Source organism: Micrococcus lylae NBRC 15355 (genome assembly GCF_001570885.1).
GTDB lineage: Bacteria > Actinomycetota > Actinomycetes > Actinomycetales > Micrococcaceae > Micrococcus > Micrococcus lylae.
Genome location: NZ_BCSN01000020.1, coordinates 16,440 through 37,718 on the forward strand (window position 1 = coordinate 16,440; position 21,279 = coordinate 37,718).

Sequence of the window (21,279 nt, forward strand, 5' to 3'; positions counted from 1 at the left end):
TGAGGGGACGAGGCCGAGACGCACGGCGCCGCACCACCCGTACGGGAGGTGCGGCGCCGTCGTCGTGCGGTGTCCGCCCCGGCGACCGCGGGCGCGTCGCCGCGGTGGCCCGGGCGCCCACCATGCGCCAACAGCGAAATGGTCCGCCGTGCCCCCACGGGCGCGGCACGGATGAGTAGGCTCGAGCCAGATACCGGGCCTGCGTCCGCCCCTGAGGGGGCGGTCGGCAGAGCCCCACCCGGCAGGCCAACAGGAAGGCACCCGTGATGACGGACATCACCCCCCGGATGCAGTCGGTGGACCCGGCACAGCGCGAGGACTACATCTACAACCGTCTGCTCAAGGAGCGCATCATCTGGCTCGGCTCGGATGTGCGCGACGACAACGCGAACGCCATCTGCTCGCAGATGCTCCTGCTCTCCGCGGAGGACCCGGAGAAGGACATCTACCTCTACATCAACTCCCCGGGCGGCTCCGTGACCGCAGGCATGGCCATCTACGACACGATGCAGTTCATCCCGAACGACGTCGTCACCGTGGCCACCGGCCTCGCCGCCTCCATGGGCCAGTTCCTGCTCTCCTCGGGCACCAAGGGCAAGCGCTACGCGACCCCGCACGCCCGCGTGCTGATGCACCAGCCCTCCGGCGGCATCGGCGGCACCGAGTCGGACATCCGCATCCAGGCGCAGCTGATCCTGCACATGAAGAAGGTCATGTCCGAGCTCACCGCGGAGCAGACCGGCCAGTCGGTCGAGACGATCCTCGAGGACAACGCGCGTGACAAGTGGTTCACCGCGCAGGAGGCCCTCGACTACGGCTTCATCGACCACATCGCCGAGCGCTCCACCGCCGTCTCCGGCGGCGGAGGCATGCAGGCCTGAGGCCACGCCCGCGGACCCACGACCTTCCAGGAGACACAGTCATGAACCACCACACCGCCGGGCTCCCGACCGCGAAGCCCTCCCAGCCCACTCCGGACGCCCGCTACATCCTCCCGCAGTTCGAGGAGCGCACCCCGTACGGCTTCAAGCGCCAGGACCCCTACGCCAAGCTGTTCGAGGACCGCATCGTCTTCCTCGGCTCGCAGGTGGACGACGCCTCGGCCGACGACGTGATGGCGCAGCTGCTCGTGCTCGAGGCCATGGACTCCGAGCGCGACATCACCCTGTACATCAACTCCCCGGGCGGTTCCTTCACCGCGATGACCGCCATCTTCGACACGATGCAGTTCATCCGCCCCGAGGTGCAGACCGTGTGCCTGGGCCAGGCCGCCTCCGCCGCCGCCGTGCTGCTGGCCGCCGGTGCGCCGGGCAAGCGCCTCGCGCTGCCGAACGCCCGCGTGATGATCCACCAGCCGGCCATGCAGGGCGACCGCGGCACCGCGACCGACCTCGAGATCCACGCGCAGGAGATCAACCGCATGCGCGTCTGGATGGAGGAGACCCTCGCCTCGCTGACCGACAAGTCGGCCGAGGAGGTCTCCCGGGACATCGACCGTGACAAGTTCCTCTCCGCGCAGGCGGCGCTCGAGTACGGCCTGGTGGACGAGGTGCTGTCCTCCCGCAAGATCACCCGCCCGTCCGCCTGACCGGCGTCCGGGCGGGACCGGTCGGTCCCGCCCGGCGCAGCAGTCCACGACGACGGCCCCGGGCCGTGCGCTGCCGGTGCACGGTCCGGGGCCGTTGCGATTCGCTGTCGTGTCCGGACCGGGTCGTATCCTGGTTCGTACGCGTGGAGCCCTGCGGCTCCGTTGCCGGACCGGTGAGGTCCGCGCCGCACACGTCCGGCCCCGACCCGATGGGCCCGGACCCGCACACTGCAGTCAGACCCGGAGGAGTCCCGTTCCATGGCACGCATCGGAGAGAGCGCCGATCTGCTCAAGTGCTCGTTCTGCGGCAAGAGCCAGAAGCAGGTCCGCAAGCTCATCGCGGGGCCCGGTGTGTACATCTGCGAGGAGTGCATCGAGCTCTGCAACGAGATCATCGAAGAGGAGCTCGGGGAGGTCAGCGAGTCGGACGAGATGGTCCTGCCGACTCCGCAGGAGATCTTCGACCACCTCGGCCGCTTCGTGATCGGCCAGGAGAACGCCAAGCGCTCCCTCGCCGTGGCCGTGTACAACCACTACAAGCGCGTCCGGAGCCCGCAGTCCAAGGGCGCGGAGTCCGCGGACCGCTTCTCGGAGCGGACGGACCTTGCGGACGTGGAGGTCGGCAAGTCCAACATCCTCATCGTGGGCCCCACCGGCTCAGGCAAGACCTACCTGGCCCAGACCCTGGCCCGCCAACTGAACGTCCCGTTCGCCGTGGCGGACGCGACCAGCCTCACCGAGGCCGGCTACGTGGGCGAGGACGTGGAGAACATCCTCCTCAAGCTCATCCAGGCCGCGGACTTCGACGTGAAGAAGGCCGAGCAGGGCATCATCTACATCGACGAGATCGACAAGATCTCCCGCAAGTCCGAGAACCCGTCGATCACCCGTGACGTCTCCGGCGAGGGCGTGCAGCAGGCACTGCTGAAGATCCTCGAGGGGACCGTGGCCTCCGTGCCGCCTCAGGGTGGGCGGAAGCACCCGCGCCAGGAGTTCCTGCAGATCGACACCACCAACGTGCTGTTCATCGTGGCCGGCGCCTTCGCGGGACTCGAGGAGATCATCGGCTCCCGCGCCGGACGCAAGGGCATCGGCTTCGGTGCGCCGCTCAGCCATCTCGGGGACGGCGAGACCTCCTACGCGGACGTCCGCCCCGAGGACCTGCTCAAGTTCGGCCTCATCCCGGAGTTCATCGGCCGCCTGCCTGTGATCACCGCGGTGGAGGACCTCACCCACGACCAGCTCGTGAAGGTGCTCACCGAGCCGAAGAACGCGCTGGTGAAGCAGTACCAGAAGATGTTCCTCATGGACGGTGTGGACCTCGAGTTCGATGACGACGCGCTGGACGCCGTGGTGGAGCTGGCCGTGGCCCGAGGCACCGGCGCCCGCGGCCTGCGCTCGATCATGGAGGACGTGCTCAAGCCCGTCATGTTCGACCTGCCCTCCCGGACGGACATCGGTGCCGTGGTGATCACCGGGGACGTCGTCCGCGACGGCGCCGAGCCCACGCTGATCCCGGCGGACGTCGAGCGTTCCCGCCGGGACGAGTCCGCCTGACCAGACCGAAAGACGCCCGCCCCGGGGCCGGTCCGCCGGCCCCACGAAGGAAGGACCCCAGCATGACCGAGAACACCCCCACCGTCGGCTTCTACTTCGACCCGACCTGCCCGTTCGCCTGGATCACCTCCCGGTGGATCCTGGAGGTGGAGAAGGTCCGTGACGTGAAGGTCGAGTTCAAGCAGATGTCCCTGTACATGCTGAACGAGGGCCGCGACCTGGACCCGGACTACCGCAAGCACACCGACGCCGGCCTCGTCCCGGGCCGCGCCACCATGCACGTGCGCGAGACCTACGGCCCCGAGGCCCTGGCCGACTGGTACACCGCCCTGGGCACCCGCATCCACAACGAGGGGGACAAGGACTACCCGGCCGTGCTGCGCGCCGCCGCCGATCAGCTCGGCCACGACGCGGACGCGATCCTCGCCGCCACCGAGTCCGACGCCCTGGACGCGAAGCTCCGCGAGGCCCAGAAGGAGGCCGAGGACCTCGTGGGCAACGACGTCGGCACCCCGGTGGTGGCCTTCGACGGCGTCGCCTTCTTCGGCCCGGTCCTCACCCGCATCCCGCGCGGCGAGACCGCCGGCGAGATCTTCGACGCCTCGCTGGCCCTGGCCCGCTACCCGTACTTCTACGAGATCAAGCGCGCCCGGGACACGACGCCGCAGTTCGACTGATCGACGCGCGCCCGGCCTCGCCGGGGCCGCCGCTCGGCGGCTGGCGGCGCCGCCCGGTGCGAGTGCCGGCACGGCGCGGACGTCCGGCCCGTGCCATGAGGACGGCCCCGTCACCTCGAGGAGGTGACGGGGCCGTCGTCGTGCCGCGTGCGCTCCCGAGACACCTTCCGGGAACGTGCGGCGCGGGTCAGGCGTCCTCGGCCGGGGCCAGCTCCACGTCCGAGACGGTCAGCGGCGCGGACTCGCCGGCGGCGCCCTCAGTGAGGGTGAGGTCGGCGATGTTGCCGGCCGCCTTCAGGTCCGCCAGGCCACGGCGCAGCTTCTCGAGCCACTCGGCCGGGCCGGTCACCACGGCCGAGCGCACCTGAGTGCGCTGCTTGACCTTGGCCTCGGACTTGGACTTGCGCACGCCACCGAGGACCTGCGCCACGGTGGGCAGGACCTCGGCGTCGCCGGCGGAGGCGGCGGAGGACAGGGCGGCGGACTCGTCCGCGGCACCCGGCCACGCGGCGGTGTGCACGGAGCCGGCCCGCCACCAGCTCCACACCTCCTCGGTGGCGAACGGCTGGAACGGTGCCAGCAGGCGCAGCAGGGCGTCCAGGGTGGTGGCCAGCGCAGCCACCACGGACGCCTGCTCGGCCTCGCCCTGGCCGCCGTAGGCGCGGTCCTTCACCAGCTCCACGTAGTCGTCCGTGAAGGCCCAGAAGAACTGTTCGGTGACAGCGAGGGCGCGGGCGTAGTCGTAGGCCTCGAACGCCCGGGTCGCCTGCTCCACGGTGGCCGCCAGGCGGGCCAGCAGGGAGGCGTCCAGCGGGTTGGTGACGGCCGCGGCGTCCTCGGCCGAGCGGATCACCGAGGACTCGGTGGCGCCCAGGTTGAGGACGAACTTGGAGGCGTTGAGCAGCTTGATGGCCAGGCGGCGGCCGATCTTCATCTGCGCCACCTCGTAGGCGGTGTCCGCGCCGAGGCGCGCAGAGGCGGCCCAGTAGCGCACGGCGTCCGAGCCGAACTGGTCCAGGATGTCGGTCGGGACCACCACGTTGCCCTTGGACTTGGACATCTTCTTGCGGTCCGGGTCCAGGATCCAGCCGGAGAGTGCGGTGTCCGTCCACGGCACGGAGCCGTTGAGGGCGTGGGCGCGCACCACGGTGGAGAACAGCCAGGTGCGGATGATGTCGTGCCCCTGCGGACGCAGATCGAACGGGAAGACGTTGGTGAAGAACGCCTCGTCCCGAGACCAGCGGCCCACGATCTGCGGGGTCAGCGACGAGGTGGCCCAGGTGTCCAGGACGTCCGGGTCGCCGGTGAAGCCGCCGGGGACGTCGCGCTGGTCCTCGGAGAAGCCCGGGGCGGCCTCGGCGGCCGGATCCACGGGGAGCTGGTCGTCGGCCGGGAGGATCGGGTTCTCGTAGTCCGGCTCGCCCTCGGCGTCCAACGGGTACCAGACCGGGATCGGCACCCCGAAGAAGCGCTGGCGGGAGACGAGCCAGTCACCGTTGAGGCCCTCGACCCAGTTCTCGTAGCGATGCCGCATGTGCTCCGGGTGCCAGGCCAGCTCGCGGCCGCGTTCGATGAGCTCGGCGCGGCGGTCGGCGTCGCGGCCGCCGTTGCGGATGTACCACTGGCGGGAGGTCACGACCTCGAGCGGCTTGTCGCCCTTCTCGTAGAAGTTCACGGCGTGCATGATCTTCTTCGGCTCCCCGTCCAGCAGGCCGGCCGCGGTGAGCGCGTCCACCACACCCTGCTTGGCGGAGAACACGGTCTTGCCGGCCACGGTGTCCGCGTAGGCCTGCCGGCCGGCGTCCGTGGTGATCCACTCGGGGGTGTCGGCGGCGAAGCGGCCGTCGCGGCCGATCAGGGTGCGGGTCGGCAGCTGCAGCTCGCGCCACCAGGTGACGTCGTTGAGATCGCCGAAGGTGCAGACCATGGCGATGCCGGAGCCCTTGTCCGGCTTGGCCAGCGGATGTGGGAAGACCTCCACCTGAACGCCGTACAGCGGGGAGGTGACGGTCGTGCCGAAGAGGTGCTGGTAGCGCTCGTCGTCCGGGTGGGCGACCAGGGCGGAGCAGGAGGCCAGCAGCTCCGGGCGAGTGGTCTCGATGAACACCTGCTCACCGTCGGCGGCCGTGAAGGCGTAGCGGTGGTAGGCACCGGGGACCTCACGGTCCTCGAGCTCGGCCTGGGCCACGGCGGTGCGGAAGGTGACGTCCCACATGGTGGGGGCCTCGGCCAGGTAGGCGTCACCCGAGGCGATGCCGGCCAGGAAGGCGCGCTGGGAGACGGCGCGGGAGACGTCGTCGATGGTCCGGTAGGTCATGTCCCAGTCGACGGACAGGCCGAGGCGGGTGAAGAGGTCCTCGAAGACTTTCTCGTCCTCCACGGCGAGCTCCTCGCAGAGCTCGATGAAGTTCTTCCGGGAGACCACGTCCCAGTCGCGCTGGTTCTTCGCCGGCTTCTCCGGCGGGCGGTAGCCCTGAACGTACGGCTTGGCGGGATCGCAGCGGACGCCGTAGTAGTTCTGCACGCGGCGTTCGGTGGGCAGGCCGTTGTCGTCCCAGCCCATCGGGTAGAAGACGTTCTTGCCGTTCATGCGCTGGTAGCGGGCGAGCACGTCGGTCTGCGTGTAGGAGAACACATGGCCCACGTGCAGGGAGCCGGAGGCGGTCGGCGGCGGAGTGTCGATGGAGTAGACCTGTTCGCGCGTGGTCTCCGGGTCGAACGCGTAGGTGCGCTCCTCGGCCCAGCGGGCGGTCAGCTTCTCCTCGAGGCCTTCCAGGGCGGGGCGGTCCGGGACCGAGACGGTGCGTGCCTCGGTGGTCGCGGCGGTGGTGGACTCGGTGACGGGCGTGTCTGTGCCCGGGGTCTTGTCAGCCATGCGGTCCATCCTGTCATGTGAGCGCCCGTCCCGACGGCGGCGCCTCGCCCTGGCCGGCAGGCTCACCCCGCGTAGGCTGGGGCCATGACCACCGTCCGCGAGTCCCAGGAGTCCGCCGTGCAGCAGTCCTCGGTGCAGAAGTCGCCCGTGCAGCAGTCCTCGTCCTCCTCCGCCCGCGGCGCCGTCGTCTCCGGCGCCACCACCGGCATCGGCCGGGCCACCGCCCTCGAGATGGCCCGCCGCGGCTGGCGCGTCTACGCCGTGGGCCGGCGCGCCGAGCGGCTCGAACAGCTGCAGGCGCAGGGCGTGGAGGAGGACGTGCCGGGCCTGCTGATCCCGTGCGCGCTGGACGTGACCGATGCGGACGCGGTGGCCCGTCTGGCGGAGCGCGTGACCGAGGACGGTGGCGCGGACACCCTGGTGAACATCGCCGGCGGCGCCCGTGGCACGGACGCGGTGGGCGACGGCGACCTGGAGCAGTGGGAGTGGATGTACCGCGTCAACGTGCTGGGCACCCTGACCATGTGCAAGGCGTTCCTGCCGATGCTGCGCGCCCACGGCGAGGGCACCGTGCTCAACCTGACCTCCACCGCTGCTGTGACCGCCTATGAGGGCGGCGGAGGCTACAACGCCGCGAAGATGGGCCAGCACGGTCTGACGGGGGCGCTGCGCCTGGAGGAGGCCGAGCACAACGTGCGCGTGATCGAGGTGCTGCCCGGCATGGTGCACACCGAGGAGTTCTCCCTCATGCGCCTCGGCGGCGACCAGGCCGCCGCGGACAAGGTCTACGCCGGCGTCGAGAAGCCGCTCACCGCCGAGGACGTCGCCGAGGTGTGCGTCCACGCTGTCGAGCTGCCGCACCACGTGAACCTGGACCAGATCGTTCTGCGTCCCGTGGCCCAGGCCGCCCAGCACAAGGTGATCCGCAAGGGGTGAGCCGTGGGGGCAGCGCGGGGGCTGCTCGGCGGGTGCTGACCAGGTACACGTGCCTTCGTTCCGATCCAGAGCGTGCGTCGCGTGCTCCGAATCGGAACGAAGACATCGGTGCCGGCAACCCCGCCGTCCCTGAAGACTTCGATCCGATCGGGAGCATGCGAGAGGTGCTTCGCATCGGATCGAAGTCATGAAGCACGGGAACGACGTCATGAGACTCCGGGCCCAGCGATCACCGTCGCGCCGTCCGGGACACCCCCGCTCCGTCGAGCAGTCGGCGTAGCCGAGCAGGATCCTGCACATCACGCCAGGTCCAGTGCAGGACGTGGGAGCACACACGCTGCAGGCGGATCTCCCGACCCTGCTGCCGGCGCAGATAACGCCGCCGTTCCTCGGCATTCGCGTGCGCGTCCACGTCGTACTTGCCGATGCCGTCGAACTCTCCCACGATGCCCCGCTCCCGCCAGAGACTGTCCACGCGTGCGATGAACCCGTCGGCATCGGACACGGCGACCTGCAGCTCAGGCACCTCGAAGCCGAGTTCGATCATCCGGCCGCGGCTGACGGACTCTCCAGCAGACTCGGCCAGGGGCGAGGCGTGTTTCCAGTCCTGCTTGAGGCGTCGCCCGGCGGCCCGTGTCGGCGCCAGCTCGACGGCGGACTTCACGACGGCGTCGGCCGTGATCGTTGCAGGCACCGAACCGTGGGGGACACGTCTGTCCTCAGGAGGCGGCGGAGCCTTCCCGACAAGCAACCCTGACTCGTCCACGCCTCGAAAGGCGAGGGCGTCCAGAACGGGCAGCGACTCGCTGGCCGTCGTCTCCTTCAGCCCGACAGCGAGGGCCGGTGCAAGGGACTCCGCCGTGACCTCCCCGATGACCGTGCCATCCGAGAGTGTGACGGGCAGACGGACGGTCGGTCGATCCTGTTCGTCCTCGCTCCGGGCCCGGTATCGATGGCGGACCGGCGTCCACAGTGAAGGATTCGTGCCAGGAAGTGCCGGGGGATCGCCTTCTGCGTCACTGCATGCGGCGTGCAAGCCGGCCATGAGCCTCAGACTGCGCTCCGGGGCTGCGAACGGTTCGATGCGGGGTGCCGGCTTCGCTCGTCCCTGCCCGCGGGCCACCAACTCGACGTGAGGCAGGTGTCTGCCCAGCGGCAGGCCATGGAGCATCAGTGCCGTGGTACCGGTGAGTACAGCGGGGGCAGCGCGACGTGTGCGCACGACGGCCATGATGCAGAACTTCTCCCGGTCCCATCGACGGGAGTTCTGCCAGAGATCCAGCGGTACGTACGCGCCGTGGGCCAGGCGTACCAGCTCCCCGCGCAGGAAGCCATTGCGGAGTCGGTCCTTCCACCCGCACGCAGAGGAGCTTCCGGCGGTCAGAATCGGCGAGCCCGTCTCTGCCGTCGCTTCCGCCCAGGTCTCGCGCCATACCCGTAGTCTCGAGTCCTCGGTGATCAGCAGTGTCATGGTCGGCCTCCTCAGCTGCGGTTCTGCATCGCCGGCATCGTCGGGCCAGTCTTGCCAGAACCAGGAGGCCGCAGCCCCAGAGGCAGGCCGATCTGTGGAGAACTCACGGTGACATGCGGCGTTCAGGGGCCGTCGTCGTACCTGTGGAGGAGAGGACCACGACGAGGCCGCCTCCTGACGCCCGGCGGGGACACGAAACAGCGCGTGCGAGAGCGGCTCTGGATCGGATCGAAGGGTTCAGGTCCGGTGTCCGCTGCCCACCCACTCCAGCGGCGTCGATCGGAATCGGAGCGCGCGAGAGCGGCTTCGGATCGGAACGAGGCCACAGGGTGCGGGCGTGCCGCGAATCAGGCGTGCTCGTTCCGAAGAAGAGCGTGCGAGGAGTGCTCTGAATCGGAATGAAGGCACTGGGCACCGGAGCGAGGAGTGCTCTGCATCGGAATGAAGGCACTGGGCACCGGAGCGAGGAGTGCTCTGCATCGGAATGAAGGCACAGGGCACCAGAGCGAGGAGGGCACCAGAGCGAGGAGGACACCGCGTGCATCCTCTACACTGGTGCGCACAGGCGTCGACCCGGCCATCACCGGCGAGCCTCCGGAAGAACAGGACCGGCACCGCCTCGCTCCCTGCATCCGCGCGGACTCACCCGCACGGATGCAGCCGCGCGAAGCCGAGCCCACGCTCAGCGCAGGCCCCCAGTAGAACCGGACGGGTAAGCCCGTCACAGCAGTCACGAGCGGTCGCCCGCGCCCGGCACTCACCGCCGGAGCGGACGGCAAGCAGGGTGGTACCGCGCCCGCCGCGCGGAGCATGAGCCCCGGGACGTCCCGGCGCGTGCACCACGGCGAGCGTCCTTGCAGCAGCGGCACCGCCGGCTCCACCCGGGCCGGCAGCCGGCTCCCGCCGGGAGCAGACCCCACGCAGCCAAGGACCGCAAAGGACGCCTCGTGTACCCTCTCGCCTCCACCGACCCCGCCTCCGGCGCCGCCGCCTCCCCGCGCTTCCCGGAGATCGAGGAGCGCATCCTCAAGTACTGGGATGAGGACGGCACCTTCCAGGCCTCGATCGACGCCCGCGCCGCCCAGAACGAGGACGGCACCCCGAACGAGTTCGTCTTCTACGACGGCCCGCCCTTCGCCAACGGCCTGCCGCACTACGGCCACCTTCTCACCGGCTATGTGAAGGACCTCGTGGCCCGCTACCAGACCCAGCAGGGCCGCCGCGTCGAGCGCCGCTTCGGCTGGGACACCCACGGCCTGCCCGCCGAGCTCGAGGCCATGAAGCAGCTGGGCATGACGGACAAGGCCCAGATCGAACAGATGGGCATCGACAAGTTCAACGACGCCTGCCGCGAGTCCGTGCTCAGGTACACCCGCGAGTGGCAGGACTACGTCACCCGCCAGGCCCGCTGGGTGGACTTCGACAACGACTACAAGACCCTCACCCCGGACTACATGGAGTCCGTGCTCTGGGCCTTCAAGTCCCTCCACTCCAAGGGCCTGACCTACCAGGGCTTCCGCGTCCTCCCGTACTGCTGGAAGGACGAGACCCCGCTGTCGAACCACGAGCTGCGCATGGACGACGACGTCTACAAGATGCGCCAGGACCCCTCGGTCACCGTGTCCTTCCCGCTGACCGGCGAGGTCGTCGACGGCGGCTCCGCCTCGGCCGAGACCGCCGCCGCGCTCGCCGGCGTGCACGTGGTCGCCTGGACCACCACCCCGTGGACCCTGCCGACCAACGCGGCGCTCGCCGTCGGCCCGGAGGTCTCCTACGCCGTGGTGCCGGCCGGACCGAAGGGCTCGGCGATCGACGCCGAGCGCTTCCTGCTCGCCGAGGACCTCGTCGGCGCCCACGCCAAGGAGCTCGGCTACGAGGACGCCGCCGCCGCCCTCGACGCCATTGCCGAGACCCACACCGGCGCCACCCTGGGCGGCCTGCGCTATGAGCCGCTGTTCACCTACTTCGCGGACACCGAGGAATACGGCACCGAGAAGGCCTGGCAGCTGCTGGTGGACGACTACGTCTCCACCGAGGACGGCACCGGCGTGGTCCACCAGGCCCCGGCCTACGGTGAGGACGACCAGCGCGTCTGCGAGGCCGCCGGCATCCCGGTGGTCCTCTCCGTGGACGAGGGCGCCAGGTTCCTGCCGCTGTTCGGCAAGGAGGAGAACGGCGGGGGAGTCCTGAAGGAGATCGCCGGCGTTCAGGTGTTCGAGGCCAACATGACCATCGTCCGGGCCCTGCGCGCGGCCGACCGTGTCTTCCGCGAGGCCTCCTACGAGCACTCCTACCCGCACTGCTGGCGCTGCCGCACTCCGCTGATCTACCGCGCCATCACCTCCTGGTACGTCCGCGTGACGGAGTTCAAGGACCGGATGCTTGCCCACAACGAGGACATCAACTGGATCCCGGGCAACGTGAAGCACGGCCAGTTCGGCACGTGGCTGGAGAACGCCCGTGACTGGTCGATCTCCCGCAACCGCTACTGGGGCTCCCCGATCCCGGTGTGGGTCTCGGACCACCCGGACTACCCGCACACCGAGGTCTACGGCTCCCTGGCCGAGCTGGAGGAGGCCTTCGGCCGTCTGCCGGTGAACGCCGACGGCGAGGTGGACCTGCACCGCCCGTGGATCGACGACCTCACCCGCCCGCACCCGGATCCCCAGGCCGCGGCCGCCGGTGCCACCATGCGCCGCGTGGAGGACGTGCTGGACGTGTGGTTCGACTCCGGCTCCATGCCGTACTCGCAGGTGCACTACCCCTTCGAGAACAAGGAGTGGTTCGACTCCCACCACCCGGCGGACTTCATCGTCGAGTACATCGGCCAGACCCGGGGCTGGTTCTACACGCTGCACATCCTGGCGACCGCGCTCTTCGACCGCCCGGCGTTCTCCAACGTGATCTCGCACGGCATCGTGCTGGGTTCGGACGGCCAGAAGATGTCCAAGTCCCTGCGCAACTACCCGGACGTCAACGAGGTCCTGGACCGCGACGGCTCGGACGCCATGCGCTGGTTCCTGATGGCCTCGCCGATCCTGCGCGGCGGCAACCTGATCGTCACCGAGGAGGGCATCCGCGAGGGTGTGCGCCAGGTGCAGCTGCCGCTGTGGAACGCATGGCACTTCTTCAGCCTGTACGCGAACACGGCCACCGCCGGGGGCACCCGCCCGGAGGGCTACCGTGCCCGGCTGAAGCACTCCGCCTCGGACCCGCTGGACCAGTACATCCTGGCGACCACCGGCACCATGCTGCGCGAGGTGAAGGCCGCTCTGGACGCCTACGAGGTCTCGGACGCCTGCGACGCCCTGCGCACCTACATGGACACCCTGACCAACTGGTACATCCGCCGCTCCCGGCAGCGCTTCTTCGCCGAGGACACGGAGGCGATGGACGTGCTGTACACGGTGCTGGAGGCCTTCACCCGCGCCGCCGCCCCGCTGCTGCCGCTGGTGACGGAGGAGATCTGGCGCGGCCTGACCGGCGGCCGCTCGGTGCACCTGACCGACTACCCGGACGCGGACCTGTTCCCCCACGGTGACGAGGCCGACGCCCTGATCGCCCGCATGGACGCCGTGCGTGCCATCGCCTCGGCAGGCTCGGCGCTGCGCAAGGGCGCGAACCGCCGCGTGCGCCTGCCGCTGGCGAACCTGTCCGTGGTGGTCCCGGACGCCGCCGGTCTGGAGGGCACGTTCGCGCGCATCATCGCGGACGAGCTGAACCTCAAGGACGTGACGCTCTCCGAGCTCACCGCCGAGGCCGTGGCCGAGTACGGCATCGGCACCGAGCTGAAGCTGAACTTCCGCGAGCTGGGCAAGGCGTTCGGCCGGCAGGTCCCGCTGATCAAGAAGGCCGTGGACGTCGGCTCCTACGAGGAGACCGCCTCCGGCCTCCAGGTGAACCTCGACGACGGCCCCGTCACCCTGGCGCCGGAGCTCTACGAGCTGCGCACCGTCACCTCCGGCGCCCCGGAGGGCACCGCGGTCGGCGTGCTGTCCGGCACCTCCGGCTTCCTCGTGCTCACCACAGAGGTGTCCGAGGCGCTCGCCGCCGAGGGCACCGCCCGTGACGTCGTCCGTGCCGTCCAGTCGGCGCGCAAGAACGCCGGCCTGGACGTTGCGGACCGGGTGCGCACCGTCATCTCGGCACCGTCGGCCGTGGCCGCCGCCCTGCAGGTGCACCGCGAGCTGATCTGCCGCGAGACCCTCACCACCGACCTCGTGGTGGAGGACTCCGGTGCCGCGGACCCGCGCAGCAACGCCGCGGACGATGCCACCAGGACCGTGGCCGTCACCGTGGAGAAGGCGGACGCATGATGGACCCCGCACAGGGCCACGTGGACGCCCCGCGCGATGTCGAGGGGGTCTATCGCGACCTGCTCGCGCGTGCCCCGGAGAACAGGATGCAGCCGCGCATGGAGCCGATGCGCCGGGTGCTGGCGCTGCTGGGCGACCCCCAGCACGCCGCCCCGGTCATCCACCTGACCGGCACCAACGGCAAGACCTCCACGGCACGGATGATCGAGGCGGTGCTGCGCTCCTACGGGCTGCGCACCGGCCGGTACACGTCGCCGCACCTGGAACGGGTCACCGAGCGCATCAGCATCGACGGCGAGCCGGTGCAGGACGAGGCCTTCGTCCGCATCTGGGCGGAGATCCTGCCGATGGTGGAGCTCGTGGACGCCGAGCTCGAGGCCGCGGGTCAGCCGCCCCTGACCTACTTCGAAGCCGTCACCACGCTCGCCTTCGCGGTGTTCGCGGACGAGCCGGTGGAGGTCGTCGTCCTGGAGGTCGGCCTCGGAGGCATCACGGACGCCACCAACGTGGCGGATGCGAAGGTCGCCGTGGTCACCCCCATCAGCCTGGACCACACGGACCTGCTCGGGGAGACGGAGGCGGAGATCGCCGAGGAGAAGGCCGGGATCATCAAGCCCGGCGGGTTCCTCGTCTCGTCCGCCCAGGACCGGGACGCGGCCCAGGTGCTGCTCGAGGCAGCGCAGGCCGCGGGCGTGCCCTACCGTTTCGAGGGCGTCGAGTTCGGTGTGACCTCCCGTGCCCTGGCCGTCGGGGGTCAGCAGGTGTCGGTGCGCGGCATCGCCGGCGAGTACGAGGACCTCACCCTCCCGCTCTACGGCGAACACCAGGCGGAGAACCTGGCGGTCGCCGTGGCCGCGCTCGAGGCCTTCCTCGGCGGCGGCGAGAAGCCGCTCGAGGCGGAGCTGCTCCGTGAGGGCATCGCCCAGGTGACCAGTCCGGGTCGCCTCGAGGTGCTGAGGGCGGCGCCGACGATCATCGTGGACGCCGCCCACAACCCGGACGGCGTGCGCGTCTCGGCTCGGGCCATGAAGGAGTCCTTCGGGCTGACCCGTCTGTCCCTGGTGGTCGGCGTGTTGGAGGACAAGGACGCTCGTTCCATGCTCGAGACGCTGTACCGGGAGTTCGGCGACCTCGTGGAGGATGTGGCCGTCACCCAGTCCACGTCTCCGCGCGCCGTCCCGGCCGTCGACCTGGCCCAGACGGCGCTGGACGCCGGCTGGCCGGAGGAGGACCTGTTCGTCACCGAGTCCGTGCCGGACGCCCTCGAATGGGCCGTCGGCCGCGCGGAGGCCGTGGACACCTCCGCGGACGCGCTGGCCCACGGCACCGGCGGCGGCGTGCTGGCGATCGGCTCGATCACCCTCGCCGCGGACGTCCGCCACCTGCTCGGCGCCCCCGCGGCGCCCGGCCCGGTGACCGTGGCGGCCCGCGGCATCGACCCCGCCGACCTGCTCGGCGCGCTCGGCCTGGACGACGAGGACGAGGACGCCGTGGACCCCGAGGTCCTCGACGTCCTGGACGACGACACGGACGGAGGCCGCTGACATGGCGCACACCCCCGACTCCTCCGACGCCGGCTTCGGCTCCGAGGACTGGCGCCCTGCTCGCGAGACGAGGTCCCAGCAGGCCTGGCGCCCCGGCATGAAGAAGAAGCGCCGGTCCATCCAGGCGCTGTTCGCCTCCTCGGTGCTGTGCCTGGAGGCGATCGTCCTGTTCTTCCTGGGCATGACGATCTTCGGCCTGAACCGGGCCGAGGACCACGCCGTGTGGTTCATCGTCGGCTACTCGCTGCTGGCCGTCGTCGCGGTCCTCACCTGCGCGATCATCCGGAAGCCTGCCGGAATCGCCGTCGGCTGGCTCCTGCAGCTCGTGCTGGTCCTCTCGGGCTTCTGGGAGTACTCGATGTTCGTCATCGGCCCGCTGTTCGCCCTGGCGTGGTGGTATGCGGTGGTGAAGGGCCGACGGATGGACGTGGAGAACCGGGAGCGCGACCGCCTTCAGGCCGAATGGGAGGCCGAGCACGGCGCCTGAGCCGTCGGCCCTGCCGCTGTGGACCACTACGCTGGTCCGAGGAACCGATGTCCCCCTCGTCGAAGGAGACCCCTGTGACCCACAACCACGAAGAGACCCTGGTCCTGGTGAAGCCGGACGGCGTCGAGCGCGGCCTGACCGGCCAGATCCTCGCCCGCATCGAGGCGAAGGGCTACGTGATCACCGAGCTGCGGATGCTCACCCCCACCCGCGAGATGCTGGTGAAGCACTACGAGGAGCACGAGGGCAAGCCGTTCTTCGAGCCGCTCGTGGAGTTCATGGGCTCCGGCCCGGTGGTGGCCGCCCGTGTGACCGGCAACCGCGTCATCGAGGGCTTCCGCTCCCTTGCCGGCGCCACCGAGCCGACCACCGCCGCCCCGGGCACCATCCGCGGCGATCTCGGCCGCGACTGGGGCGAGCAGGTCCAGAAGAACCTCGTGCACGGCTCCGACTCGACCCTCTCGGCCGAGCGCGAGCTGGGCATCTGGTTCGGCTGATCCGCCGCCGACGACCGGGCCGAGGAGGGGACTGCCGTCCCCCGCTTCACGACGACGGGCCGTCGCCTTCCGTACGGAAGGCGACGGCCCGTCGTCGTACAGGTCCGCCGCGGGCGGCTCAGAGGCCGAGGACGCCCAGCCCGAAGCGGAGGACGATCGAGGCCGCGACCGCGAGGTACAGGAGGACGACCACAGGCCAGGCGAACTCGCGCGCCCTGGACCGCAGGCCCTCGGAGGCGGGGATCAGACCGTTCTGGATGGTGGCGGAGGTCACCATGACGGCCTGGATGATGACCATGGCCCAGACGATCATGCAGTACAGGCAGAGGGTGTTGATCTGGTAGACGGCCGCGTACCACAGCCACACGGCGAAGCCGAGGCCGGCGAGGATGCCGAGGTTCATCAGCAGCCAGTACCAGCGGGCGAAGCGGGCGCCGGAGAACAGGGACACGGCCACGGTGATCAGCACGGAGAAGCCCACGATGCCGACGTAGGTGTTCGGGAAGCCGAAGGTGCCGGCCTGCCAGGACTGCATCACCTTGCCACAGGACATCCAGGGGTTGAGGTCGCAGCTGGTGCGGTGGTTCGGGTCCACCGCCAGGAGCGCGCGCTCGACGATGATGATGATCGTCGCCGCGAGCGCGACCAGCGAGGTGATCAGCAGCATCGCGGCGACGCCGCGCGGGCGGGCGAGGGCGCCGCGCTCGTCCGGGGACGGGACGGTGCCACGCGGCGTGAGCGCGGTGGCGTCGTGGGCGACCGGTGCAGCGGCGGTGGCTGCGGCAGAACTGGTGCGGTCCATGGCAGGCAGTCTAGGCCCGTGGCGCACGAGCTCTGGCTCACATGTCGGCGTGTGAGAGAATCATTCGCGGACGCACCGTGGCCACACCGCGGACGCGTTCCTCTGGGCGACCGGCCAGGTCGCCGCCGACGCACCGGGGTCGGCAGAGTCCGACCCGGTCCACGCAGCGCGTGGGGCATCGACTCGCCCCGCAGCGCGCGGACCTGGAACGGACACCGGCGGAACCGGCCAGGACGACCCAGTGGTTCCGGACGGGGCAGCCGAGGAGTCTTGAGACGAGCGGCCCGCCGGTTCACCACAGGACTTTGGCGTCTGCTCCGCGACGCACCCCGTGGCCCTTCGGGGCCGGCACCGGGGGCAACGCGTCGGGGCGGCAGACCTGGACGCCTCCGGCACGGTGGGTGTGGCACCGTCCGGCGGCAGGAGGAGCTGCAATGGCAGCCGAGAACACCCCCGAGACCACCACGGCGGAACCCGCCGAGACCACCGCGGAGACGGCGATCGCGCCGAAGGCAGCGGAGACCACGGCCGAGCAGGCCGCCACCGCGGACGTGGACGCGGCGGCGGGCGCGGGCACCGACGCCGCCGGTGACCCCGCCGAGGCCGAGGCCGAGCAGCCCGCCGCCGCCCAGACCTTCACCTTCGACCCGTCGGACCCGTTCGCCGTGCCGGAGGACCTGATCCCGACCCTCACCGCCTCGGAGCCTCGCCGCGGCGACCGCGACGAGGAGAAGGACGAAGCGGGTCGTGACGACCACGACGACCAGGTCGACGACGAGTCGCCGGAGTCCGGACGCGGCCGCCGCCGTCGCCGGGGCCGGGGCCGTGGCTCCCGCACGGACCACGGCGGGCCCGGCGCCGACGCCGACGGCGAGGACGTCGAGTCCGAGGACTCCGGCGAGGAGAACCGGGACGAGGAGCGTGAGACGGGCACCACCTCGCGCCGTCGTCGCAAGCGTCGCCGCGGATCGGTGGACATGGAGCTGGACGGAGGCGAGGAGGGAGACCCGGAGAACACGGTGACCCGTGTCCGCGCCCCGCGCCAGGCCTCCGTGAAGGCCACGGACGCCGTGCAGAGCGTCAAGGGCTCCACCCGCCTGGAGGCCAAGCGCCAGCGCCGCCGCGACTCCCGCGCCGGGGGCCGCCGCCGTCAGGTCATCACCGAGGCCGAGTTCCTTGCCCGTCGCGAGTCCGTGGACCGCAAGATGCTGGTCCGTCAGCGGGACAAGCGCATCCAGATCGCCGTGCTGGAGGACGGTGTGCTCGCCGAGCACTTCGTCTCCCACACCACGCAGGACTCGATGATCGGCAACGTGTACCTGGGCAAGGTCCAGAACGTGCTGCCGTCCATGGAGGCCGCCTTCGTGGACATCGGCCGCGGCCGCAACGCCGTGCTCTATGCCGGCGAGGTCGACTGGACCGCCGCCGACCTGGACGGCAAGCCGAAGAAGATCGAGAACGCCCTGAAGTCCGGTGACTCGGTGCTCGTGCAGGTCACCAAGGACCCGGTGGGCCACAAGGGCGCCCGTCTGACCAGCCAGGTCTCCCTGCCCGGCCGCTACCTCGTGTACGTGCCCGGCGGCTCGATGACCGGCATCTCCCGCAAGCTCCCGGACGTGGAGCGTTCCCGCCTGAAGAAGATCCTCAAGGACCACCTGCCGCAGGACGCCGGCGTGATCGTCCGCACCGCGGCCGAGGGCACCTCGGAGCAGGAGCTGCAGAACGACATCAACCGCCTGCGCGCCCAGTGGGAGGGCATCCAGGAGAAGGCCAAGGGCACCAAGGTACTGGCCCCGGAGCTGCTGTACGCGGAACCGGACCTGACCATCAAGACCGTCCGCGACGTCTTCAACGAGGACTTCTCCGCGATGCTCGTGCAGGGTCAGGAGACCTGGGACAACATCGAGGCCTACGTGATGTACGTGGCCCCGCACCTGCTGGACCGTCTGCACCACTGGGTGCCGGAGGACCACGAGGGCGAGGACCTCTACACCACCCACCGCATCGACGAGCAGCTCCACAAGGCGCTCGAGCGCAAGGTGTACCTGCCCTCCGGCGGATCGCTCGTGTTCGACCGCACCGAGGCCATGACCGTGGTGGATGTGAACACCGGCAAGTTCACCGGCTCCGGCGGCAACCTCGAGGAGACCGTCACCAAGAACAACCTGGAGGCCGCTGAGGAGATCGTCCGCCAGCTGCGCCTGCGGGACATCGGCGGCATCATCGTCATCGACTTCATCGACATGGTGCTCGAGTCCAACCGGGACCTGGTGCTGCGTCGTCTGGTCGAGTGCCTCGGCCGGGACCGCACCAAGCACCAGGTGGCCGAGGTGACCTCGCTGGGCCTGGTGCAGATGACGCGCAAGCGCATGGGCACCGGCCTCGTCGAGGTGTTCTCGGAGACCTGTGAGCAGTGCGCCGGACGCGGCATCCTGATCCAGGACGAGCCTGTGGACCGCCACCGCTCCCACAACTCCCACGGCGAGCCGCGCGCCGAGGGCGACGGCCGTCGTCGCCGGAAGAGGCGAGGCGGCAGCGGCGGACAGCAGCACGACGGCGACGCCGCTCAGAAGGACACCGCAGGTTCCGCCGACGCCGAGGTCTCCGAGGAGGAGAAGCAGCGTCAGGAGCGGGCCGCCGCCGCGCGGGCCGCGCTCCAGTCCATCGCCAAGGCCTCCGGCAAGTCCGTCGACGACGGCACCGCCTCCGCAGCGGAGGACACCGCCGCCTCGACCGAGCCCGCCACCGCGTCGGCCGGTTCTGACGGACCGGATGCTTCCGACGGACAGGACGGTTCCGGACAGGAGCAGTCCTCCGGCCGCTCGCGCCGCAAGCGGCGCGGCAAACGCCGCCGCGGCCGCGGCGGCGAGGGCCGTGGCGGTGAGGGCCGCAGCGAGGGCCGGGACCAGGAGCAGGACGACTCCGAGTCCGACGGCCGCGATCGCGCGGACACCGGCCGCCAGGACGCGGAGCGCAAGGACGCCGAACCGAAGGCCGAGGGCCGCGACGATGCCGTGCAGCAGCGCGCCGGGCAGGGCGAGGCCGCCCAGGCCGGTCCGACGGACGACGCCGTGATCACCTTCGACGGCGAGCCGGTCTCCGTGCCGCGCCGTCGCGGCGGGCGCCGTGCCGCGACGGAGGAGGGCGCCAAGGACCTCTCCGCCCTCGAGGACGCCCTCGAGCAGAAGTCGGCCTCGCGCCGCCGTTCCGAGCCGAATGAGACGAAGTCCACATCCGCCGACGCCCGGGACGCGGCCGACGACCGGTCCGCGGCGGACGGCCGGGAGCAGCCGGCGCCGCGTCGTCGTTCCCGCCGGGCCGTCTCGTCCGGCTCTGCCGGCTCCGCGGTGAGCACCGTCGAGGACCAGAAGGCCTCCGGCGGCGCCACCTTCACCGCCACCGCCGGCGCCCCGGCGAAGAAGGAGGAGGCCACCTCCGCCCCGGTGATGCTGGGCGTGGGCGTCAAGGCGGAGGACATCGTCCGCCACCGCTGAGCCGGTGTCCGCTCCGGTCGCCACGCCGCCGGAGCGGACATTTGTCCGGTGAACCGTGACCGCGTATGATGGTCACTCGGTGTTCACCGCCAGCTGGCTCCCGCATGCCCGTCGCACACGGCGGCGAGGTTCGGAATTTCGGAGCCGCACGTGCGGTCGAGAAGCAGGCGTGGACACAGTCAATCCGAAACGTCGAGAGAAGTGAGTCCCAAGTGGTGTACGCGATTGTCCGCGCTGGCGGCCGCCAGGAGAAGGTTGCCGTCGGCGACCTCGTTACCCTTGACCGCGTTGCCGCTGAGACCGGTGGCTCCGTCGAGCTGCCCGCTCTGATGCTGGTGGACGGGGACAAGGTCAAGGCAGGCACCGACGCCGCCGGTGTGAAGGTGACCGCCGAGGTCGTCTCCCACTCCCGTGGCAAGAAGGTCGTCATCCAGAAGTACAAGAACAAGACCGGCTACAAGAAGCGCCAGGGTCACCGCTCTGAGCTGTCCACGGTCAAGATCACCGAGATCGCCTGAGGCCTGCCCCGCGCAGGACCGGCACCTCGATAGCATCCGAGAGGATAGGTAACAGCAATGGCACAGAAGAAGGCCGGCAGTTCCTCGAAGAACGGCCGTGACTCCAACCCGCAGTACCTGGGCGTGAAGCGCTTCGGCGGCCAGGTCGTCTCGGCCGGCGAGATCCTCGTCCGCCAGCGGGGCACGAAGTTCCACCCGGGCCACAACGTGGGCCGCGGCAAGGACGACACCCTGTTCGCCCTGTCCGCCGGCTCGGTGGCCTACGGCCAGCGCCGCGGCCGCAAGGTCGTGGACATCGTCCCGGCCGCCGAGTGACCCTCGGCTGAACAGACTCCGTCGGCCCGCAGATCGGTGAGATGACACCGGCCCGCGGCCGCACAGACGCCCCGGCGGGGGCGGGTCGCTGACACCACTCACGACCCGCCTCCGCCGTCGGCGTACCCGGGCCCTTCGGGCCCCACGGACGGCCACGGCCGACTCCGTACCCGCAGCGCGGTCTCCGCGCACCGCCCCTGAC

Annotated in this window: 15 protein-coding genes; 12 read left to right on the top strand and 3 right to left on the bottom strand. The window is 70.5% G+C overall.

Annotation, left to right across the window (positions count from 1 at the left end):
* The first annotated feature begins 266 nt into the window (after window positions 1-266).
* The 4 genes from MLY01S_RS05830 (at window position 267) to MLY01S_RS05845 (ending at window position 3,822) form a co-directional block, all read left to right on the top strand.
* The gene (locus MLY01S_RS05830) at window positions 267-881 is read left to right on the top strand and encodes an ATP-dependent Clp protease proteolytic subunit (protein ID WP_174520639.1); all 615 of its coding nucleotides are present in this window, start codon (window positions 267-269) and stop codon (window positions 879-881) included.
* A gap of 41 nt (window positions 882-922) precedes the next feature.
* A complete protein-coding gene (locus MLY01S_RS05835) occupies window positions 923-1,588 on the top strand; it encodes an ATP-dependent Clp protease proteolytic subunit (RefSeq protein ID WP_067190201.1) in 666 nt (221 codons plus the stop codon).
* Window positions 1,589-1,846: 258 nt separating this feature from the next.
* Window positions 1,847-3,145: an ATP-dependent Clp protease ATP-binding subunit ClpX gene (gene clpX, locus MLY01S_RS05840; RefSeq protein ID WP_067190203.1), complete on the top strand. Its 1,299-nt coding sequence runs from the start codon at window positions 1,847-1,849 to the stop codon at window positions 3,143-3,145.
* A gap of 62 nt (window positions 3,146-3,207) precedes the next feature.
* Entirely contained in the window at window positions 3,208-3,822 is a 615-nt protein-coding gene (locus MLY01S_RS05845) for a mycothiol-dependent nitroreductase Rv2466c family protein (RefSeq protein WP_067190205.1), read from the top strand.
* Between the two features lie 187 nt (window positions 3,823-4,009).
* Here MLY01S_RS05845 and valS read toward each other — a convergent pair whose 3' ends face one another.
* Window positions 4,010-6,697, bottom strand: coding sequence for a valine--tRNA ligase (gene valS / locus MLY01S_RS05850; RefSeq protein WP_067190236.1), 2,688 nt, complete (start codon window positions 6,695-6,697; stop codon window positions 4,010-4,012).
* Window positions 6,698-6,928: 231 nt separating this feature from the next.
* Between valS and MLY01S_RS05855 the strand changes: the two genes are divergently transcribed.
* On the top strand, window positions 6,929-7,633 hold the full coding sequence (locus MLY01S_RS05855; protein ID WP_245232176.1) for an SDR family oxidoreductase: 705 nt from the start codon (window positions 6,929-6,931) through the stop codon (window positions 7,631-7,633).
* A 229-nt stretch (window positions 7,634-7,862) separates the two neighbouring features.
* On the opposite strand, the gene MLY01S_RS05860 is transcribed toward MLY01S_RS05855, so the two are convergent.
* Window positions 7,863-9,104 (bottom strand): hypothetical protein, encoded by a 1,242-nt coding sequence (locus MLY01S_RS05860; protein ID WP_067190207.1) that lies wholly within the window; start codon window positions 9,102-9,104, stop codon window positions 7,863-7,865.
* A gap of 947 nt (window positions 9,105-10,051) precedes the next feature.
* Between MLY01S_RS05860 and ileS the strand changes: the two genes are divergently transcribed.
* Genes ileS through ndk form a run of 4 tightly spaced genes read left to right on the top strand, consistent with a single transcriptional unit; the run spans window position 10,052 to window position 15,948 of the window.
* A complete protein-coding gene (gene ileS / locus MLY01S_RS05865) occupies window positions 10,052-13,420 on the top strand; it encodes an isoleucine--tRNA ligase (RefSeq protein WP_067190209.1) in 3,369 nt (1,122 codons plus the stop codon).
* Window positions 13,417-14,964 (top strand): bifunctional folylpolyglutamate synthase/dihydrofolate synthase, encoded by a 1,548-nt coding sequence (locus MLY01S_RS05870; protein ID WP_373279960.1) that lies wholly within the window; start codon window positions 13,417-13,419, stop codon window positions 14,962-14,964. Before ileS ends, MLY01S_RS05870 begins: the two co-directional genes overlap by 4 nt.
* A gap of 1 nt (window position 14,965) precedes the next feature.
* Window positions 14,966-15,451, top strand: a complete 486-nt coding sequence (locus MLY01S_RS05875; protein WP_067190211.1) for a DUF4233 domain-containing protein — start codon at window positions 14,966-14,968, stop codon at window positions 15,449-15,451.
* A 47-nt stretch (window positions 15,452-15,498) separates the two neighbouring features.
* Window positions 15,499-15,948, top strand: coding sequence for a nucleoside-diphosphate kinase (ndk, locus tag MLY01S_RS05880; protein WP_067190212.1), 450 nt, complete (start codon window positions 15,499-15,501; stop codon window positions 15,946-15,948).
* Window positions 15,949-16,066: 118 nt separating this feature from the next.
* Here ndk and MLY01S_RS05885 read toward each other — a convergent pair whose 3' ends face one another.
* Complete coding sequence (locus MLY01S_RS05885; RefSeq protein ID WP_082739772.1) at window positions 16,067-16,750, bottom strand: vitamin K epoxide reductase family protein; 684 nt, start codon at window positions 16,748-16,750, stop codon at window positions 16,067-16,069.
* 434 nt (window positions 16,751-17,184) lie between these two features.
* Here MLY01S_RS05885 and MLY01S_RS05890 point away from each other — a divergent pair, with 434 nt between their 5' ends.
* The 3 genes from MLY01S_RS05890 to rpmA all read left to right on the top strand — a co-directional run bounded on the left by MLY01S_RS05890 (window position 17,185) and on the right by rpmA (window position 21,077).
* Window positions 17,185-20,244, top strand: a complete 3,060-nt coding sequence (locus MLY01S_RS05890) for an Rne/Rng family ribonuclease (RefSeq protein WP_067190213.1) — start codon at window positions 17,185-17,187, stop codon at window positions 20,242-20,244.
* A gap of 212 nt (window positions 20,245-20,456) precedes the next feature.
* A complete protein-coding gene (gene rplU, locus MLY01S_RS05895) occupies window positions 20,457-20,762 on the top strand; it encodes a 50S ribosomal protein L21 (protein ID WP_067190214.1) in 306 nt (101 codons plus the stop codon).
* A 57-nt stretch (window positions 20,763-20,819) separates the two neighbouring features.
* Window positions 20,820-21,077: a 50S ribosomal protein L27 gene (gene rpmA, locus MLY01S_RS05900; RefSeq protein ID WP_067190216.1), complete on the top strand. Its 258-nt coding sequence runs from the start codon at window positions 20,820-20,822 to the stop codon at window positions 21,075-21,077.
* Window positions 21,078-21,279 lie beyond the last annotated feature (202 nt).

What these genes read in the sequence shown, in the direction of transcription:
- valS (WP_067190236.1), bottom strand. Translation starts at nt 6,697, where the DNA reads ATGGCTGACAAGACCCCGGGCACAGACACGCCCGTCACCGAGTCCACC.
- rpmA (WP_067190216.1), top strand. Translation starts at nt 20,820, where the DNA reads ATGGCACAGAAGAAGGCCGGCAGTTCCTCGAAGAACGGCCGTGACTCC.
- clpX (WP_067190203.1), top strand. Translation starts at nt 1,847, where the DNA reads ATGGCACGCATCGGAGAGAGCGCCGATCTGCTCAAGTGCTCGTTCTGC.
- MLY01S_RS05860 (WP_067190207.1), bottom strand. Translation starts at nt 9,104, where the DNA reads ATGACACTGCTGATCACCGAGGACTCGAGACTACGGGTATGGCGCGAG.
- MLY01S_RS05855 (WP_245232176.1), top strand. Translation starts at nt 6,929, where the DNA reads ATGGCCCGCCGCGGCTGGCGCGTCTACGCCGTGGGCCGGCGCGCCGAG.
- MLY01S_RS05830 (WP_174520639.1), top strand. Translation starts at nt 267, where the DNA reads ATGACGGACATCACCCCCCGGATGCAGTCGGTGGACCCGGCACAGCGC.
- MLY01S_RS05835 (WP_067190201.1), top strand. Translation starts at nt 923, where the DNA reads ATGAACCACCACACCGCCGGGCTCCCGACCGCGAAGCCCTCCCAGCCC.
- MLY01S_RS05870 (WP_373279960.1), top strand. Translation starts at nt 13,417, where the DNA reads ATGATGGACCCCGCACAGGGCCACGTGGACGCCCCGCGCGATGTCGAG.
- MLY01S_RS05845 (WP_067190205.1), top strand. Translation starts at nt 3,208, where the DNA reads ATGACCGAGAACACCCCCACCGTCGGCTTCTACTTCGACCCGACCTGC.
- ndk (WP_067190212.1), top strand. Translation starts at nt 15,499, where the DNA reads ATGTCCCCCTCGTCGAAGGAGACCCCTGTGACCCACAACCACGAAGAG.
- MLY01S_RS05885 (WP_082739772.1), bottom strand. Translation starts at nt 16,750, where the DNA reads ATGGACCGCACCAGTTCTGCCGCAGCCACCGCCGCTGCACCGGTCGCC.
- MLY01S_RS05875 (WP_067190211.1), top strand. Translation starts at nt 14,966, where the DNA reads ATGGCGCACACCCCCGACTCCTCCGACGCCGGCTTCGGCTCCGAGGAC.
- MLY01S_RS05890 (WP_067190213.1), top strand. Translation starts at nt 17,185, where the DNA reads ATGGCAGCCGAGAACACCCCCGAGACCACCACGGCGGAACCCGCCGAG.